The following is an 18,236-nucleotide window of genomic DNA, read 5'->3' as shown; positions in this document are numbered from 1 at the left end:
CGCGTCCATGACGGGGATTCGCGGAAGGGGCATCCTGCCCCTGCCGCGAACGGCGCACATCCATGTGCGCCGCCCCTGCGGGGTTTTTCCCCGCCATGGCCGCCGCTTCGGAAGGGAACCCGGTAAGTCAAAGGCGAAAGCAACAGCAACAGCGAAAGGCAAAGGCGGAAGCAACAGCCGCAGCAAAAGCGAAGGGCAAAGCGACAGCGAAAGCCAAGGCGAAGGCGACAGCAAGAGCGGCAGCAGGAACACAGCAACAGCACAGCACCACCAGACACAGCACCAGAGCATGGAGTCGACATGGATCGGATAGAAACGCGGGCCCTGCAGGACCTGGATGCGGCGCATCACCTGCACCCGTTCAACGACAACGCCGCGCTGGCCCAGAAAGGCACGCGCATCCTCACCCGCGGCGCCGGCGCCTATGTCTGGGATGCCGACGGCAACCAGCTGCTCGACGCCTTCGCCGGGCTGTGGTGCGTCAACGTCGGCTACGGGCGCAAGGAACTCGGTCAGGCCGCCGCGCGGCAGATGGAACAGCTGGCGTACTACAACAGCTTCTTCCAGTGCACCACCGAGCCGACCATCCGCCTCGCCGCCAAGCTCGCCGAACTCACCCCCGGCGACCTCGACCATGCCTTCTTCACCAACTCCGGCTCCGAGGCCAACGACACCATCCTGCGCCTGGTGCGGCACTTCTGGGCCGTGCAGGACCAGCCGCAGAAGAGCATCTTCATCGGCCGCCACGACGGCTACCACGGCACCACCATGGCCGGCGCCAGCCTCGGCGGGATGAAGGGCATGCACCGCCAGGGCGGACTGCCCATTCCCGACATCCACCATATCGACCCGCCATACCCGTTCGGCGACGGCGGCGACCTGGATCCGGAGGAATACGGCCTGCTGGCCGCGCGCCGGCTGGAGGACAAGATCCTGGAACTGGGGCCGGAACGCGTGGCCGCGTTCATCGGCGAGCCGATCATGGGCGCGATCGGCGTCTACATCCCGCCGCGCAGCTACTGGCCGGAGATCGAGCGCATCTGCCGCCGCTACGACGTGCTGCTGGTCGCCGACGAAGTGATCTGCGGCTTCGGCCGCACCGGCGAATGGTTCGGCGCGCAGCACTTCGGGTTCCAGCCGGACGTGATGACCATCGCCAAGGGCATCACCTCTGGCTACATCCCGCTCGGCGCGGCGATGTTCGGCAAGCGCGTGGCCACGGTGCTGAAGGAGCAGGGTGGCGAGCTGGCGCACGGTTGCACCTATTCGGGGCATCCGGTGTGCGCCGCGGTGGCGCTGGAGAACCTGCGCCTGCTGCAGGACGAGGGCATCGTCGAACGCGCGCGCAGCGAGATCGCGCCGTACCTGGCGCAGCGCTGGGCCGAGCTGGGCGAGCACAGGCTGGTCGGCGAGGCGCGCATCGTCGGCATGATCGGCGCGCTGGAACTGGTCCCGGACAAGCCGCGCCGGCACTATTTCCCCGACCGCGGCAAGGTCGGCGCGCTGTGCCGCGACCATGCGCTGCGCCGCGGCCTGATCCTGCGCGCGACCAACGATGCGATGCTGCTGTCGCCGCCGCTGATCCTCAGCCGCGCCCAGGTCGACGAGCTGTTCGACAAGGCCTGGCTGGCGCTGGAGGACACCGCCCAGGCGCTGGGCAAATAGGCCGGCGCTGGTTAGTCTGGGCCGGTTGGCCTGGACCCGTCCGCGCGACGCCGCGGCGTGTATCTTCCGATCTTCCCCATGGACCTGCGGAGACCTGCAATGAAGCTGCGACTGCTCACCCTTTCCCTCTCTGCGGCGCTGCTCGCCTCCTGTGGCGGTTCCGGCGGCGGCGAAGGCGGCAAGCCCGCGGCGGGCGAGGACCAGGTCCTCAACGTCTACAACTATTCGGACTACATCGCCGAGAACACCGTGCCCGCGTTCGAGAAGGCCAGCGGGGTCAAGGTCACCTACGACGTGTTCGACAGCGACGAGATGGTCGAGACCAAGTTGCTGGCCGGCGGCAGCGGCTACGACGTGGTGGTGCCGACGCTGAACTTCTTCGGCCGGCAGATCCAGGCCGGCGTGTTCCTGCCGCTGGACAAGAGCAAGATCCCGAACCTGGCCAATCTGGATCCGGAGATCATGCAGCGCATCGCGCAGCAGGATCCGGGCAACAAGTACGGCGTGCCGTACATGGTCGGCACCACCGGCATCGGCTACAACGTGGACAAGGTCAAGGCCGCGTTCGGCAGCACCGACATCGCCAACAGCTGGGACCTGGTGTTCAAGCCGGAAAACATCGCCAAGCTCAAGGATTGCGGCGTCACCATCCTCGACACGCCGTCGGACCTGATCCCGATCGCGCTGCACTACCAGGGCGAGGATCCGCACACCACCGACAGCGCCAAGATCGAGAAGGCCGCCGCGCTGATCAAGAGCATCCGCCCGTACGTGCAGAACTTCCACTCCTCGCAGTACGTGACCTCGCTGGCCAACGGCAGCACCTGCCTGGCGGTGGGCTGGTCCGGCGACATCATCCAGGCGCGCGACCGCGCCGAGGAAGCCAAGAACGGCGTGAAAGTGGCCTATTCGATCCCCAAGGAAGGCGCGCCGCAGTGGTTCGACATGCTGGCGATCCCGAAGGATGCCAAGCATCCGGAGAACGCCTACAAATTCATCAACTACCTGCTGACGCCGGAGGTGGCCGCGGCCAACTCCAACTTCATCCACTACGCCAATCCGGTGCCCAAGGCGACGCCGCTGGTGGATGCGGCGATCCGCAACGACCCGACCATCTATCCGCCGCCGGAGGTGGCGGCGAAGATGTTCACCTATTCGATCAACCCGCCCGAGGTGGACAAGCTGTATACCCGCCTGTGGACGGAGATCAAGACCGGCCGCTGAGCCGGTCGCGTCCGTGGTCCATGGTGCCGCGCTTCGGCGCGGCGCCTGCACGCAGTACGGCCGCGCCGCGCGCGCGGCCGCCAAAGGGGAGGACCACCGGGACGCGCGCCAGCGCGGCGTCCCGCCAACCGCTGCCCGCAACGGGCGGCATGGAGACGACGATGAAGCGGCGAGCGATAGCGGGGATGGTGGCGGTGCTGTGCCTGGCGGGCTGTGGCGGATCGGGCCGGCAGGACGGCGCGGCGGAAGCGGCGGGCGGCGGCGATGCGAAGCAACTGAACGTCTACAACTGGTCGGACTACATCGCCGAAGGCACCGTGCCCGGCTTCGAGCGGCATAGCGGTATCCACGTCACCTACGACGTGTTCGACAGCAACGAGGTGCTGGAAGCCAAGCTGCTGGCCGGCGGCAGCGGCTACGACGTGGTGGTGCCGTCGCTGAGTTTCCTCGGCCGGCAGATCCAGGCCGGCGTGTTCCTGCCGCTGGACAAGAGCAAGATCCCCAACCTGGCCAATCTGGACCCGGCGATGATGCAGCGCATCGCGCAGCAGGATCCGGGCAACACCTACGCGGTGCCGTACCTGTGGGGCACCACCGGCATCGGCTACAACGTGGACAAGATCCAGGCCGCGTTCGGCAGCACCGACGTCGTCGACAGCTGGGACCTGGTGTTCAAGCCGGAGAACCTGGCCAAGCTCAAGGACTGCGGGGTGACCTTCCTCGACACCGCCTCGGAGATCGTGCCGACGGTGCTGCACTACCTGGGCGAGGACCCGAACAGCACCGACCCGAAGGTGATCGAAAAGGCCGCGGCCAAGCTCAAGGAAATCCGCCCCTACATCCAGAATTTCCATTCCTCGCAGTACATCGACGCGCTGGCCAAGGGCAGCACCTGCCTGGTGGTGGGCTGGTCGGGCGACATCCTGCAGGCGCGCGACCGTGCCGAGGAGGCCAAGAATGGCGTGCACATCGCCTATTCGATTCCGAAGGAAGGCGCGCTGCAGTTCTTCGACATGCTGGCCATCCCCAAGGACGCCAAGCATCCGGAGCAGGCCTACCAGTTCATCAATTACCTGCTGACCCCGGAAGTGGCCGCGGCCAACACCAACTTCGTCAGCTATCCGAACGCGGTGCCCAAGTCGATCCCGCTGATCGATGCGGCGATCAGCGGCGACCGCACCATCTACCCGCCGGCGGAGGTGCAGGCCAAGCTGTTCGCACTGGCGGTGATGCCGCCGGAAGTGGACCGCCAGTACACGCGGTTGTGGACCGAGCTGAAGACCGGGCGCTGAGCGACGTCGCAGCAAAATGATGTCCCTCTCCCCACGGGAGAGGGGTAGGGGTGAGGGTACGGCGCGAAGCGCCTCGCCGAATTGGGCGTACGAGGCGGCGCCCGTACCCTCATCCGGCCCTGCGGGCCACCTTCTCCCGGTGGGAGAAGGAACAGCCGGTGCTGTGCCTTAGCCCCTCTCCCACGGGAGACGGGGAGGGGCGAGGGTGCGGCGCAAGCGGAAGGCCTGACAGCACCCTGCACGCGATGCGCCTGGCCACCCCCATTGGCCATCGTTGCAGCGGGCGAGGATCGTGCCGAGGAGCCGCTTGCAGGGCGCCTGAACGCCACCGCCAGTCGCACTCACACGATCTCGACTCGCCGGTACAGACACTTGTACAGTCCGCCGTACGCCACCGTGTGGTGAGCGCGCCGCGCGCAGTGCGTTGCTGTCCCCGCACCGTCAAGCGCACCGGCGACGATGGTCCCAACCCCCAGGAACCTGCGACTTTGAGCACCCACGACCCAGATCCCGCGCAGACGCGACCACAGGCGGCTTCGGACGAGGCGCGGGCCGCGCCGGCCCAGCACGACGCCAAGCAGCCCGACAAGCCGGCGCCGCTGAAGAATCCCAAGGTGAAATGGACGCTGCTGCTGATCGGCCTTGTGGTGGCGATCGGCCTGGTGGCGTGGCTGGTCTATTACCTGACCACCGGCCGCTACCTGCAGGAAACCAACAATGCCTATCTGCAGGCCGATGCGGTGGCGGTGGCGCCGCGGGTCAACGGCTACGTGACCGGCGTGTTCGTCGGCGACAACCAGACGGTCAAGGCCGGGCAGCCGCTGCTGCAGATCGACGAGCGCAGCTACCGCGCCACGCAGCAGCAGGCGCAGGCCGTGGTCGCGGTCCGCCAGGCCGACATCGCCGCCGCCGAGGCCGGGCTGCAGGCGCAGCGCGCCACGCTGTTGCAGGCGCGCACCCAGGTCACCGCGGCCGCGGCCAGCCTGCGCTTCGCCCAGGGCGAGGCCAAGCGCTTCGCGCCACTAGCCGCGTCCGGCGCCGACACCCACGAGCACTACGAGAGCATCGTCCACGATCGCGACCGCGCCCAGGCCCAATACGACGCGGCCAAGGCCCAGGTCGTCGCTGCCGAGAGCCAGGTGCAGGGCGCCAGCGCGCAGCTCGACCAGGCCCGCGCCGGGCTGCAGCAGGCGCAGGCCGACGCCGACCAGGCGCAGGTGGCGATGGACGATACGCGGCTGACCGCGCGCATCGACGGCCGCATCGGCGACAAGACCGTGCAGGTCGGCCAGTTCGTCGCCGCCGGCACCCGGCTGATGAGCGTGGTGCCGGTCGATGCGCTGTACCTGAGCGCCAACTTCAAGGAAACCCAGGTCGGGCTGATGCGGCCCGGGCAGCCGGCGCGGATCGAGGTCGATGCGCTGTCCGGGGTCGCGCTGGACGGCGTGGTTGAGAGCATCGCGCCGGGCACCGGCTCGCAGTTCGCGCTGTTGCCGCCGGAGAACGCCACCGGCAACTTCACCAAGGTGGTGCAGCGGGTGCCGGTGCGGATCCGGCTCAAGGCCGGCGCCGAGGCGCGCAAGGTGCTGGTGCCGGGCATGTCGGCGACGGTCACGGTGGATACGCGCGCGGCCAAGGACGCCAAGGAACGGGTCGAGCAGGAAGGCAAGCAGGGCGAGGGCACGCCGTGAACGAGGCCGCCGCTGCGCCGGCGGCGGGTGCCGGCGCACAGCAGAAAGCCGACGCCGGCGCGTGGCTGGCGGTCGCGGCCGGCACCATCGGCTCGTTCATGGCGACACTGGACATCTCCATCGTCAACGCGGCGTTGCCGACCATCCAGGGCGAGGTCGGCGCCAGCGGCACCGAAGGCACCTGGATCTCCACCGCCTACCTGGTCGCCGAGATCGTGATGATCCCGCTGACCGGCTGGTTCGTGCGCACCCTGGGGCTGCGCAACTTCCTGCTGATCTGCGCGCTGCTGTTCACCTTCTTCTCGGTGGTCTGCGGGCTGTCCAACAGCCTGACCATGATGATCCTCGGCCGCGTCGGCCAGGGCTTCGCCGGCGGTGCGTTGATCCCCACCGCGCTGACCATCGTCGCCACGCGGCTGCCGCCGGCGCAGCAGACCATGGGCACCGCGCTGTTCGGCATGACCGTGATCCTGGGTCCGGTGATCGGGCCGCTGCTCGGCGGCTGGCTGACCGAGAACGTCAGCTGGCACTACGCGTTCTTCATCAACGTGCCGATCTGCGCCGGGCTGGTGGCGCTGTTGCTGCTCGGCCTGCCGCACGAGCGCATGAACCTGCGCGGGCTGCTCGACGCCGACTGGCTCGGCATCTTCGGGCTGACCGCCGGGCTCGGCGCGCTGACCGTGGTGCTGGAGGAAGGCCAGCGCGAGCGCTGGTTCGAATCCTCGGAGATCGTGCTGCTGAGCCTGCTCTCGCTGGTCGGCTTCGTCGCCCTGGTCGCCTCGCAGTTCGTCAGCCGGCAGCCGGTGATCCGCCTGTCGATCCTGCTGCAGCGCAGTTTCAGCGCGGTGTTCGTGATGGTGATGGCGGTGGGCATGATCCTGTTCGGGGTCATGTACATGATCCCGCAGTTCCTGGCCACGATCTCCGGCTACAACACCGAGCAGTCCGGCTACGTGGTGCTGCTGTCCGGCGTGCCGACGGTGCTGCTGATGCCGTTGATGCCGAAGATGCTGATGCGCGTGGACGTGCGCATCCTGGTGATCGGCGGGCTGAGCTGCTTCGCCATCGCCTGCTTCGTCAACATGCGCCTCAGCGCCGATTCTGTGGGCATGCATTTCGTGATCGGCCAGCTGCTGCAGGGCTGCGGCCTGGCGCTGGCGATGATGTCGCTGAACCAGGCCGCCATCTCGTCGGTCCCGCCGGAACTGGCCGGCGATGCGTCCGGGCTGTTCAACGCCGCGCGCAACATGGGCGGCTCGATCGGGCTGGCGCTGATCTCCACCTTCCAGGAGCGGCGCATGGTGTTCCACACGCAGATGATCGGCAGCGGCACCAGTGCCAATTCGCCGCTGGCGCAGGATTACCTGCACGGCCTGGCCGCGCAGCTGCAGTCCGCTTCCGGCGCCGGCGCGGCGATGCAGTCGGTGGCGCAGCTGGCGCGCATGGTGCAGCAGCAGGCGCTGGTGATGACCTACAACGACCTGTTCTGGATCTTCGGGGTGATCGTGGTGTGCACGATTCCGCTGGGGCTGCTGCTCAAACCGCTGCCCAAGGGCGGCGCTCCGCTTGCGATGCATTGAGGATTCCATGGCTCAGCGTTTTTCCCGTGTGCTCGTCCCCGCCGCGCTGCCGCTGCTGCTGTCGGCCTGCGTGCTCGGCCCGAACTACGTGAAGCCGCCGCCGGTGGCCGAGGCGGCGCAGGCACAGCCGCAGCTGCATCGCGCCGACGCGGTCGCCGCGGCGGCCGGGGTGGTGCCGGCGCCGCCGCCGCAGCGCTGGTGGGAGGCGTTGCAGGACCCGCAGTTGAACGCGCTGGTCGAACAGGCGCTGCAGAACAGCCCGAACCTGCGCGCCGCGCAGGCCAAGCTGCGCGCCTCGCGCGCGCTGGTGCAGCAGCGCCATGCCGAACAGCTGCCCAGCGTCGGCGCCAATGCCGCCTATCTCAACGCCAGGGCGCCGGACGCGCTGGTCGACGGTCTGGGCAGCGTGGCCGCCGTCAGCGGCCAGCCGTTGTCCATCGATCCGCATGCGCAGCTGTACAGCGTCGGCTTCGATGCCAGCTGGGAACTGGATTTCTTCGGCCGCCGCCGCCGCGCCAGCGAAGGCGCGCTGGCCGATGCGCAGGCCGACGAGGCCGAACTGGCCGATACCCAGGTGCAGCTCGCCGCCGAAGTGGGCCAGGCCTACCTGGGCTATCGCGGCACCCGCGAGCGCATCGCCATTGCCGAGCGCAATCTGGACGCGGCGCGGCAGACCCTGCAACTGACCCGGCAGCGCCGCGAGCGCGGCGCCGATGCCGACCTGCAGGTAGAGCGCGCGCAGGCGCAGCTGCAGCAGCAGGAAGCGGTGTTGCCGGACCTGCAGGCGCAGGCGAAGGAGGCGCTGGACCAACTGGCGCTGATGATCGGCCGCGAGCCGGGCGCGCTCGACGCCGCGCTGGCCGCGGACCGGCCGTTGCCGACGCTGCCGGCGGTGGTGCCGGTGGACGATGCGGGTGCGTTGATCCGCCGCCGCCCGGACGTGCGCCGCGCCGAACGCCAGCTGGCGTCTTCGTCGGCGCAGATCGGACAGGCGCTGAGCGCGTACTTCCCGCAGGTCACCCTGCTCGGCAACATCGGCATGGCCGCGACCTCGCCGGGCGACCTCGGCAGCGATGCGATCAACAGCGTGGTCGCGCCGTTCCTGCGCTGGTCGATCTTCGATTTCGGCGCGACCAGGGCCAAGGTCGAACAGGCACGCGCCGGCAACGCCGCGCGCCTGGCCGCCTACGAAGGCACCGTGCTGGCGGCGCTGCAGGATGCCAACAGCGCGCTCGCCCGGTTCGGCGCCGCGCGCCAGCAGGCGCTGGCCGCGGCCAAGGCCGAAGCCTCGGCGGACCGTTCCGCGGCGCTGCTGCAGCAGCGCTATGCGGCCGGCGCCTCGTCGCTGATCGATGCGCTGGACGTGCAGCGCCAGCAGGCCTCGGCGCAGGACAGTGCAGTGCAGGCGCGGACCCAGGTGCTGTTGCGCTACGTGGCGCTGCAGAAGAGCCTGGGCCTGGGCTGGGCGCCGCCGCCCGCGCAGAGGCCGCCAGCGGCGCAATAGACGCCTGCGCCGCGGTATCGCCGATGCGGTGGCCGCGGCTACACTGGGGTCGGCCGCGCAATCCCGGCAGCATCGGCGAACGCGCGCCGCGGTGTCTTCCACGGGGAGCAACAGATGGCGTTGAGCGAAGCGAGATCCGATCTTCCGCCGATGGCGATCGCGGCGGCCGCGGCGCCGCCGGCCAAGGGCAGCGGTTACCTGTCCATCGCCGGCTTGCGCAAGGAGTTCGACGGTTTCGTCGCGCTCGACGATGTCGACCTGGACATCCGCAAGGGCGAGATCTTCGCGCTGCTCGGCGGCTCCGGCAGCGGCAAGTCCACGTTGCTGCGCTGCCTGGGCGGATTCGAGCAACCCAGCCGCGGCCGCATCGTGCTCGACGGCCAGCCGCTGGACGGCCTGCCGCCGTACGAGCGCCCGCTCAACATGATGTTCCAGTCCTATGCGCTGTTCCCGCACATGACGGTGGAGCAGAACATCGCGTTTGGGCTGAAGCAGGACGGCCTGTCGCGCGCGGCCATCGCCAAGCGCGTCGGCGAGATGCTGGAACTGGTGCAGCTGGGCAAGCTCGGCAAGCGCAAGCCGCACCAGCTGTCCGGCGGCCAGCAGCAGCGCGTGGCGCTGGCGCGTTCGCTGGCCAAGGGGCCGAAACTGCTGCTGCTGGATGAACCGATGGGCGCGCTGGACAAGAAGCTGCGCTCGCAGATGCAGCTGGAGCTGGTCGGCATCATCGAAACCTCCGGGGTGACCTGCGTGATGGTCACCCACGACCAGGAGGAGGCGATGACCATGGCCACCCGCATCGCGCTGATGGATGCCGGCTGGATCCAGCAGGTCGGTACTCCGGACGAGATCTACGAGCAGCCGGCCAATCGCTTCGCCGCCGAGTTCATCGGCTCGGTGAACCTGATCGACGCGGTCATCGACGAGGACCTGCCGGACTACGTGACCCTGCGCACCGGCGCGTTTCCCGACAGCATCTACGTCGGCCACGGCATCACCGGCATCACCGGGCAGCCGGTCTCGTTCGCGGTGCGCCCGGAGAAGCTGGGCATCGGCAAGGACGCGCCGGCGCAGGCGCACAACAAGGCGCAGGGCACGATCGAGGACATCGCCTACTTCGGCAGCCATTCGGTCTACCACGTGCGCCTGCCCAGCGGCTTCAAGCTGATGGCCAACTTCGCCAACCGGCAGCGCTGGGCCAGCGACAACCTCACCTGGGGCGATGCGGTGTGGGTGTGGTGGGGCGACAACGACGGCGTGGTGCTGACCGCATGAGCGCGCCCGCCGCCGCCGCACCTGCCGCGCAACCCGCGGCGTCGCCGCGCACGCTGCTGCAGCGCCTGCGCAAGCGGCGCCTGCCCGGCGCGCGCTGGCTGGTGATCGCCGCTCCGTACCTGTGGCTGCTGTTGTTCTTCGCGATCCCGTTCCTGATCGTGCTGCGCATCTCCTTCGCCGAACAGGCGATCAGCAGCCCGCCGTACAGCGATCTGCTGGACTACAAGGACGGCGTGCTGACGCTGAAGTTCACCCTGCAGAACTATTTGGCGCTGGTGCGCGACAACCAGTACATCGAAGCCTACTGGGGCTCAATCAAGATCGCCGGGATCTCCACCCTGTTGACCCTGTTGATCGGCTATCCGATGGCCTACGTGATCGCGCGCATGTCGCCGTCGGCACGCAACATCGCGATGATGCTGGTGGTGCTGCCGTCGTGGACCTCGTTCCTGATCCGCGTCTATGCCTGGATCGGCATCCTCGACAGCAACGGCGTGCTCAACCGCGCGCTGCTGGCGCTGGGGCTGATCGAGCAGCCGCTGCGCATCCTGTACACGCCGATCGCCGCCTACATCGGCATCGTCTACTGCTATCTGCCGTTCATGGTGCTGCCGCTGTACGCCACGCTGGTCAAGCAGGACCACCGCCTGCTCGAGGCCGCCTACGATCTGGGGGCGCGGCCGTGGAAGGCGTTCGCGACCATCACCTTGCCGATGTCGCGCCCGGGCATCGTCGCCGGCTGCATGCTGGTGATGATCCCGGCGGTGGGCGAGTTCGTGATCCCGGAAATGCTCGGCGGGCCGGACACGCTGATGATCGGCCGGGTGCTGTGGGGCGAGTTCTTCAACAACCGCGACTGGCCGGCGGCCTCGGCGGTGGCGATCGCGATGCTGGCGCTGTTGATGGTGCCGATCCTGATCTTCAACCGCTACCAGCAACGCCAGCTCGAGGGCGGCCAGGCATGAGCGCGCTGCGCGGCGGGCGCGTGCTGCGCTGGACGGTGCTGACCGGCGGCTTCGCCTTCCTGTACCTGCCGATCCTGCTGTTGATGGTGTACTCGTTCAATGCCTCCAAGCTGGCGACGGTGTGGGCCGGGTTCTCCACCAAGTGGTACGGCGAGCTGCTGCGCGACCGGCAGATCCTGCAGGCGGCGTGGATCAGCCTGAAGGTGGCGTTCTGGACCGCCACCGGGTCGATGGTGATCGGCACGCTGGCGGCGATGGTGATGACCCGCTTCCGCCGTTTTCCCAGCAAGAGCCTGTTCGGCGCGCTGGTGACCGCACCGCTGGTGATGCCGGAGGTGATCATCGGCCTGTCGATCATGATGATGCTGGTATCGATGGGCGGGTTGATCGGCATCCCGCCCAAGGGCGTGACCGCGATCTGGGCCGCGCACGTCACCTTCACCCTGTCCTTCGTCACCGTGGTGGTGTCCTCGCGCCTGCAGGAGCTGGACCGCTCGCTGGAAGAGGCGGCGATGGACCTGGGCGCGAACCGGCTCAAGGTGTTCTTCCTGATCACCTTGCCGATCATCGCCCCGGCGCTGGTGTCCGGCTGGCTGCTGGCGTTCACCCTGTCGCTGGACGATGTGGTGATCGCCAACTTCGTCGCCGGGCCCAACTCGACCACGCTGCCGATGACCGTGTTCTCCTCGGTGCGGATGGGGCTGAAGCCGAAGATCAACGCGCTGGCCACGCTGATGGTGCTGGCGGTGTCGATCGCCGCCTTCGTCGGCTGGTGGCTGATGGCGCGCAGCGAGAAGCGCCGCCAGCGCGACATCCAGTTGGCGCTGCAGCAGGGCGGTTAGCGGAGTGCTGCTTTTCTGTAGGAGCGGCTTCAGCCGCGACCGGGCGTTACCGGTGACGTCCGGTCGCGGCTGAAGCCGCTCCTACCAGAGCCGCCGTCGCCGCAGAACGCTGCGGTCCATCGCGGTCGCCGCATCGCCACGCCGCCGCAACCTTCGCGGCGCTAGGCTGGGTGGACTTTTTCCAGGAGTCCGTCGCGATGCCTTACGACACCGTCAATCCCGCCACCGGCCAGGTCGAATACAGCCTGGAGCTGATGGATGCCGCCGCCGTCGAGCGGCGCCTTGCCGCGTCCGCGCAGGCCTTTCCCGCATGGGCGCAGACGCCGCTGGAAAAGCGCGGCGCGCTGTTGCGGCAGGTTGGCGTGCAGTTGCGCGCGCGCCGCGAGGAGATCCAGCGGCTGATGACCGCGGAGATGGGCAAGCTGCGCAAGGAGGCGCTGGCCGAGGTCGACAAGTGCGCCGATGCCTGCGACTACTACGCCGAGCACGCCGCCGACTACCTGCGCGAGCAGCCGATCGCCACCGATGCGCAGCGCAGCTACGTGCGCTACGAGCCGCTGGGCTGCGTGCTGGCGGTGATGCCGTGGAACTTCCCGATCTGGCAGGTGTTCCGCTTCCTGGCGCCGGCGCTGATGGCCGGCAACGTGGCGCTGCTCAAGCACGCCAGCAACGTGCCGCGCTGCGCCGATGCGATCCATGCGGCACTCGCCGCGGCGGGCGTGCCCGATGGCGTGTTCGACGTGCTGCACATCGACAACGACCAGGCCGCCGAGGTGCTGCGCGACGCGCGCATCGCCGCGGTGACGCTGACCGGCAGCGAGCGCGCCGGCCGTTCCATCGCCGCCAACGCCGGCGATCAGCTGAAGAAGTGCGTGATGGAACTCGGCGGCAGCGACGCCTTCGTGGTGCTGGACGACGCGGATCTGGACATCACCGTGGCTGCGGCGGTGAAGTCGCGTTTCGACAACGCCGGGCAGACCTGCATCGCGGCCAAGCGCTTCGTGGTGGTGGAGGCGATCGCCGACGACTTCGTGCGCCGTTTCGTCGCCGCGGCGGCCGAGCGCCGCCTCGGCGATCCGCAGGACGAGGCGACCACGCTGGCGCCGATGGCCCGGCAGGACCTGCGCGACGAACTGCACAAGCAGGTGCAGGCCAGCATCGCCAAGGGCGCCACGGCGCTGCTAGGCGGCGCCCCTGACACCGGCACCCACGCCGGCTATCCGGCCTCGATCCTGGATCACGTGGTGCCGGGCATGCCCGCCTACGACGAGGAACTGTTCGGCCCGGTCGCCGCGATCCTGCGCGTGGCCGACGAAGCCGAGGCGGTGCGCGTGGCCAACGACACCAGCTTCGGCCTGGGCGGCAGCGTGTGGAGCGCCGACCGCGCCCGTGGCGAGCGCGTCGCCCGCCAATTGCAGTGCGGCGCGGCCTTCGTCAACGCCATCGTCAAGAGCGACGTACGCCTGCCGTTCGGCGGCATCAAGCGCTCCGGCTTCGGCCGCGAACTGGCCGAGCATGGGATTCATGAGTTCATGAATATCAAGTCGGTATATGTTGGGTGAGGCTGGGAATCGGGAATGGGGAGTAGGGAATCGGAAAAGCAGCGCTACGCGCCTTTCCCTTCTGCGATGAGTTCACGGCTTTGCGCCTGTGACTCGGAATAGGCCGGCGAGCGTGGGTCAGCGACGCAACGCTCTTCCCATTCCCGATTCCCGTTTCCCCATTCCCGCCGCCGCACCGCGGCGGCTCACAGCCACCGCGCCCGCTTGAACGCCAGATACAGCCCCAGGCAGACGACGCCGACGCCGCCGATCATCAGCGGGTAGGCCCAGGGCCATTCCAGTTCCGGCATCTGCTTGAAATTCATGCCGTACCAGCTGGTGATCAGGGTCGGGGCGGCCAATAGCGCGGCCCAGGCGCCGAGGCGCTTGACCGTCTCGCCCTGGGCCAGGGTCACCAGCGACAGGTTCACGCTCAGCGCGGTGCCGAGCATCTCGCGCAGGGTGTCGATCGCCTCGTTGGTACGCACCGCGTGGTCGAGCACGTCGCGCACGTACAGCCGCACTTCGTCGGGAATCAGCGGGCCGGGGTTGCGCTTGAGGTGGGCGAGCACGTCCTGCAGCGGCGCCACGCCCAGGCGCATCTGGTTGAGCTCGCGCTTGAGTTCGTACAGGCGGATCGCGGTGTCGCGCCGGTAGGCCTCGGCGAAGATGTCCTTCTCCAGCCGCTCCAGGCTCTGCCGGAATTCGTCCAGGATCGGCTGGTAGTTGTCGACGATGTAGTCCAGCACCGCGTACAGCGCGTAGGACGGGCCGAGCTGCATCAGCGCCGCCTCGCGCTCCAGGCGTTCGCGCACCGGCGCGTACGGCAGCGAGGCGCCGTGGCGCACGGTCAGCAGGAAGCGCGCGCCGAGGAAGGCGTGGGTCTCGCCGTAGACGATGCGCTCGTCGATCACCTGCGCGGTGTGCACGGCCAGGAACAGCGAATTGCCGTAGGCCTCGACCTTGGGCCGCTGGTGCGCCTTGCGGGTGTCCTCGATCGCCAGGTCGTGCAACTGGAATTCGTCCTGCAGCTGCTGCAGCACGTGGTCGGCGGGTTCGTACATGCCGACCCAGACGAAGCCGTCGTCGCCGGCCAGCACGTCGCTGATCTGCTCCAAGGCGATGTCGTGGCGGCGGCCGTGGCCGTCGTAGTGCACGCAGTTGATGACGCAGGCGGGATTGGCGGGGACGGTGGCCATGGGCAGCAATGGTGTGCGGGCGGGATCAGCGCTGCAAGCGGCGCCGCGTGAACGTCCAGGCCAGCGCGGCGTGCACCGGCAGCAGCAGGGCGATCCACTGCAGGTTGAATTGCGGCTGCAGCATCGACAGCCAATGGATCAGCAAGGCCGCGCCGGCCAGGGCGACCACCAGCCACAACACCAGGCCGAACCAGCGTCCGGGCGGGCGACCGCGCAGCTGCGCGATGGCGCCGCCGACCAGCAGCAGGCACAGCGGGTCGAGCAGCAGCAGGTTGCGATTGGCCCAGGCCGCACGGTGGTCGCTGAAGCCCCACAGGTACAGCAGCACGCCGCCGCCGAGCGCGCACAGCAGCCAGAACGGCAGCGCCAGCGCCGCCAGCCAGCGCGGCCGCCGCGCCAGCGCGACCACCCCGACGGCGACCAGCAGCCCGGCCAGCAGCCACGGCCACCAGTGCCGCGCCTGTTCCTGCGGTTCCGGCGCCAGCCGCTGCGGCAGCACCTGCTGGCGCGACTGCACCAGCGGGCGCCCGGCGCTGTTGCGTACCTCGCCCAGGCTCTCGGCCAGGCGCATCGGCACGAACGCCTCTTCCCAGCGCGACAGCGGCTTGTCGGCGAACGGGCCCAGGCCCAGGTCGAAGCCCAGCCACATCCATGGCGCCGGCGAGGCCAGCCGCACCGATTCGCTGCGATAGGTGTTGCCGCGCGAACGCCCCGACAGCTGCGCATGCAGCGTGCCGCCCAGCGCACGGTCCAGCGCGTCGCGGACCATCGTGGCGCAGTTGGCGGTGTAGTAGTCGTAGCGGTAGCGCGCGTTTTCCGGCCGCGCGCGCCAGGCCAGCGCCTGCTGCAGCGCGCGTGCCTGCGCCGGTTCCATGTCCAGCCACTGGATGTCCACGCCGCGGCCGGCGTCGCGGTACTGCGCCAGGTCGTCCTGCAGCGGCAGGGCGACCAGGTAATACATCATGTCGCCGGCGGCGAAGCGGCTGACGAAGTCGGGCTCGCTGGGATCGAAGAAGCCGAAGTTGTACGAGGTGGCCTGGCCGCTGCGCGGATCCACCACCACGATCGCATCGTGGCCGAAGCGTTCGAAGAACACCTCGCCCGGCTGCATCGTGGCCACGCCGATGCGCGGCGCAGGTGCCGACGCATCGTCGCTGGGCAGACCGGCGACGGGCGCTGCGGCGGCGGCGGGCACCAGCGCGGGCGGTGCCGCGAGGTCCGCGTCGCTGGCCTGCGCGAACGCGAACGCCGCGTAGCAGGCCAGCAGCGTGCCCAGCAGCCATTGCGGCCAGCCGCGTGCCGGCCAGCGCGACAGCGGGCGGGCGATCAAGCGTCTTCCTGCGGGTCGGGCGGCAGGATGGTGACGTGGAAGGCCTGCACCCGGCGCGCGTCGGCGCGCGCCACGCGGAACGCGAAGCGTCCCAGGGTCAGCTCCTCGCCGGTTTCCGGCAGGTGGCCGATGGCCTCGGTGACCAGGCCGCCGACGGTGTCGTAGTCGTCGTCGGAGAAGTCGGCACCGAAGCGTTCGTTGAAATCCTCGATCGGGGTCAGCGCGTCGACCACGTACTGGCCGTCGGCCTGCGCGGCGATCAGCGAGGCTTCGTCCTCGGCATCGTCGTGCTCGTCGTCGATCTCGCCGACGATCTGCTCCAGCACGTCCTCGATGGTGACCAGGCCGGCGACGCCGCCGTACTCGTCGACCACGATCGCCATGTGGTTGCGCGAGAGCCGGAACTCCTTGAGCAGCACGTTGAGCTTCTTCGACTCGGGGATCAGCACCGCCGGGCGCAGCAGCTCGCGCACCGTGCCCGGACCGTGGTCGGCGACCACGCCGCGCAGCAGGTCCTTGGCCAGCAGGATGCCGAGGATGTCGTCCTTGTTCTCGCCATGCACCGGGAAGCGCGAATGGCCGGATTCGACCACCTGCTTCATCAGGTCGAGAAAGCGCGCCTCCGCCGACAGCGACACCATCTGCGAGCGCGAGACCATCACATCGCCGACGGTGAGTTCGGACACCGACAGCGCGCCTTCCATCATGCGCAAGGTGTCGGCGGCGATCAGCCCGTCGTGCTGGGCGTCGCGCAGCACCTCGACCAGGTCGTCGCGGGTGTGCGGGTCGCCGGAGAAAACCGAGCTCAGGCGTTCCAGCCAGCCGCGGCGTTTTTCGTGGGTTTCCTGAGGGGAGCTACTAGAGTCGTCTTCTGACATGTTCTATGGATACGGCACCCGGTCTGCCGGGCGATGTGCACAAGTCTAGCAGGGCCAATGGGACAGAGCCGCGACGCCGGCGGCGGCCGCGGCGGCGCGCGCGGGGGCGGGTTCAGCCGCCGCTGGCGGGCGTGTGCAGCGGGTCCGGCGCCGGCGGCGCGTCCGGGTCCTCCGGCAGGTCCAGGCTGTAGCTGCAACCGGCCAGGGTCTGGCCGGGGTGCGACTTCACCGTGGACAGGCTGAGGATGATCGATTCGATCATCGGCTCGCCGGTCTTGGGATCGGTCACGTCGCGGCTGACCAGCTCGCGGCCGAACATCGCCTTGTCCGGCGTGTCCACCGCCGCTTCCAGCTGCAGTTGCTTGGCCAGCGGGCGCGGATCGGGCAGGTCCAGGATCGCCATCACGCTGGCGCCGGCGACGGCGATGCGCGTGGTGCTGTGGCCGAACACCTGGATCGGCCGCACCAGTTCGTATTCGCGCATGAACAGGTTGGACTGCGGCAGCGGCCGCCAGCCCTGCGCGACGGCTTTCAGCGGATCGGCCAGCAGCGGCCCCAGCGCGGCGAAATCGGCCACGCGCTGGCGGCATTCGAGCAGCGCCGGCAGGTCGATGGCGGGTGCAGGGGCGGGTGCGGGAGCGGCCGCAGCGGGCAGCGCGGCCGCGAGTGCGAACAGAAGCAACGATGGACGGATCAACGCGCTGGACCTCGGGCCGGAAAGCGGGGGAGTTGCGGCGCAGCGGCCGCGCGGCAACGTTAGCGCCCGCGCCAGCGCTTGACCAGCCAGTGCCGCGCGCTGGACAGGGTCAGCAGCGCGCTGGCCAGGTACAGCACGGACAGCGCAGCGAGCGTGCCGCCGCTGTCGAGCTGGGTGTTCAAGTGGCGGCAGCATAGCCACGCGCCGATCGACAGCGGACACAGCAGCGCGACCCGTCCGGTGTGGGCGGCGACGCGCACCGGGCCGCCGACCCGCGCTTGCCGCCGGCGCAGGTAGAACCAGCGCCAGGCGCTGGGCGTGGTCGCCAGCACCAGCAGCGCGAGTGCGCCCAACCAGGGCAGCAACGGTTCGGGCAGGCTGCCGCTGCCGGCGAACAGCGGTGCCGGACGGATCAGGCCCAGATAGACGGAGGCGGTCAGGCCGATGCCCCACAGGGCCGCGGCGAGGCCATGCCATCGCGCTGGGCCTGGGCGGGTTTCCACCTGTGTGGCTGGTGCTGGTTCGAACATCCGTGTCCCCCTTGCTCGTCAGC

At 69.2% G+C, this 18,236-nt stretch carries 16 protein-coding genes; 11 read left to right on the top strand and 5 right to left on the bottom strand.

The window, feature by feature from the left end; genetic code table 11:
* The 11 genes from JR064_RS21210 to JR064_RS21160 all read left to right on the top strand — a co-directional run.
* The coding region (locus JR064_RS21210; protein ID WP_206231041.1) for a hypothetical protein at positions 1–313 on the top strand (313 nt) is incomplete at its 5' end.
* Entirely contained in the window at positions 301–1,665 is a 1,365-nt protein-coding gene (locus JR064_RS21205; protein WP_206231040.1) for an aspartate aminotransferase family protein, read from the top strand. The genes JR064_RS21210 and JR064_RS21205, both read left to right, overlap by 13 nt.
* 99 nt (positions 1,666–1,764) lie before the next feature.
* Entirely contained in the window at positions 1,765–2,889 is a 1,125-nt protein-coding gene (locus JR064_RS21200) for a polyamine ABC transporter substrate-binding protein (RefSeq protein WP_179565486.1), read from the top strand.
* 161 nt (positions 2,890–3,050) lie between these two features.
* A complete protein-coding gene (locus JR064_RS21195; RefSeq protein WP_206231039.1) occupies positions 3,051–4,181 on the top strand; it encodes an extracellular solute-binding protein in 1,131 nt (376 codons plus the stop codon).
* A gap of 488 nt (positions 4,182–4,669) precedes the next feature.
* Positions 4,670–5,872, top strand: a complete 1,203-nt coding sequence (locus JR064_RS21190) for an HlyD family secretion protein (protein ID WP_206231038.1) — start codon at positions 4,670–4,672, stop codon at positions 5,870–5,872.
* On the top strand, positions 5,869–7,452 hold the full coding sequence (locus tag JR064_RS21185) for a DHA2 family efflux MFS transporter permease subunit (RefSeq protein WP_179565480.1): 1,584 nt from the start codon (positions 5,869–5,871) through the stop codon (positions 7,450–7,452). The genes JR064_RS21190 and JR064_RS21185 overlap by 4 nt, the downstream gene beginning before the upstream one ends.
* Positions 7,453–7,459: 7 nt before the next feature.
* On the top strand, positions 7,460–8,956 hold the full coding sequence (locus JR064_RS21180) for an efflux transporter outer membrane subunit (protein ID WP_206231037.1): 1,497 nt from the start codon (positions 7,460–7,462) through the stop codon (positions 8,954–8,956).
* Positions 8,957–9,106: 150 nt separating this feature from the next.
* Positions 9,107–10,231, top strand: a complete 1,125-nt coding sequence (locus JR064_RS21175) for an ABC transporter ATP-binding protein (RefSeq protein WP_191824253.1) — start codon at positions 9,107–9,109, stop codon at positions 10,229–10,231.
* Positions 10,228–11,196 carry an ABC transporter permease subunit gene (locus JR064_RS21170; RefSeq protein ID WP_206231036.1) on the top strand — a complete coding sequence of 323 codons (969 nt, stop codon included), beginning with the start codon at positions 10,228–10,230 and terminating at the stop codon, positions 11,194–11,196. Before JR064_RS21175 ends, JR064_RS21170 begins: the two co-directional genes overlap by 4 nt.
* A complete protein-coding gene (locus tag JR064_RS21165; RefSeq protein ID WP_179565474.1) occupies positions 11,193–12,038 on the top strand; it encodes an ABC transporter permease subunit in 846 nt (281 codons plus the stop codon). Before JR064_RS21170 ends, JR064_RS21165 begins: the two co-directional genes overlap by 4 nt.
* A 197-nt stretch (positions 12,039–12,235) precedes the next feature.
* Positions 12,236–13,600, top strand: a complete 1,365-nt coding sequence (locus JR064_RS21160) for an NAD-dependent succinate-semialdehyde dehydrogenase (protein ID WP_206231035.1) — start codon at positions 12,236–12,238, stop codon at positions 13,598–13,600.
* Positions 13,601–13,785: 185 nt separating this feature from the next.
* Here JR064_RS21160 and JR064_RS21155 read toward each other — a convergent pair whose 3' ends face one another.
* From JR064_RS21155 to JR064_RS21135, 5 genes are all read right to left on the bottom strand, one after another.
* Positions 13,786–14,778: a magnesium and cobalt transport protein CorA gene (locus JR064_RS21155; protein ID WP_179565472.1), complete on the bottom strand. Its 993-nt coding sequence runs from the start codon at positions 14,776–14,778 to the stop codon at positions 13,786–13,788.
* Between the two features lie 25 nt (positions 14,779–14,803).
* Positions 14,804–15,976: a lipoprotein N-acyltransferase Lnb domain-containing protein gene (locus JR064_RS21150; RefSeq protein WP_241093215.1), complete on the bottom strand. Its 1,173-nt coding sequence runs from the start codon at positions 15,974–15,976 to the stop codon at positions 14,804–14,806.
* A 128-nt stretch (positions 15,977–16,104) separates the two neighbouring features.
* On the bottom strand, positions 16,105–16,986 hold the full coding sequence (locus JR064_RS21145) for a CorC family transporter (RefSeq protein ID WP_179565471.1): 882 nt from the start codon (positions 16,984–16,986) through the stop codon (positions 16,105–16,107).
* A gap of 112 nt (positions 16,987–17,098) precedes the next feature.
* A complete protein-coding gene (locus JR064_RS21140; protein WP_179565470.1) occupies positions 17,099–17,683 on the bottom strand; it encodes a hypothetical protein in 585 nt (194 codons plus the stop codon).
* 59 nt (positions 17,684–17,742) lie between these two features.
* Positions 17,743–18,186: a hypothetical protein gene (locus JR064_RS21135; protein WP_206231034.1), complete on the bottom strand. Its 444-nt coding sequence runs from the start codon at positions 18,184–18,186 to the stop codon at positions 17,743–17,745.
* Positions 18,187–18,236 lie beyond the last annotated feature (50 nt).

It is taken from the genome of Xanthomonas bonasiae, from assembly GCF_017163705.1.
Classification (GTDB): Bacteria; Pseudomonadota; Gammaproteobacteria; order Xanthomonadales; family Xanthomonadaceae; genus Xanthomonas_A; species Xanthomonas_A bonasiae.
This window is presented reverse-complemented; position numbering and strand designations above follow the sequence as displayed.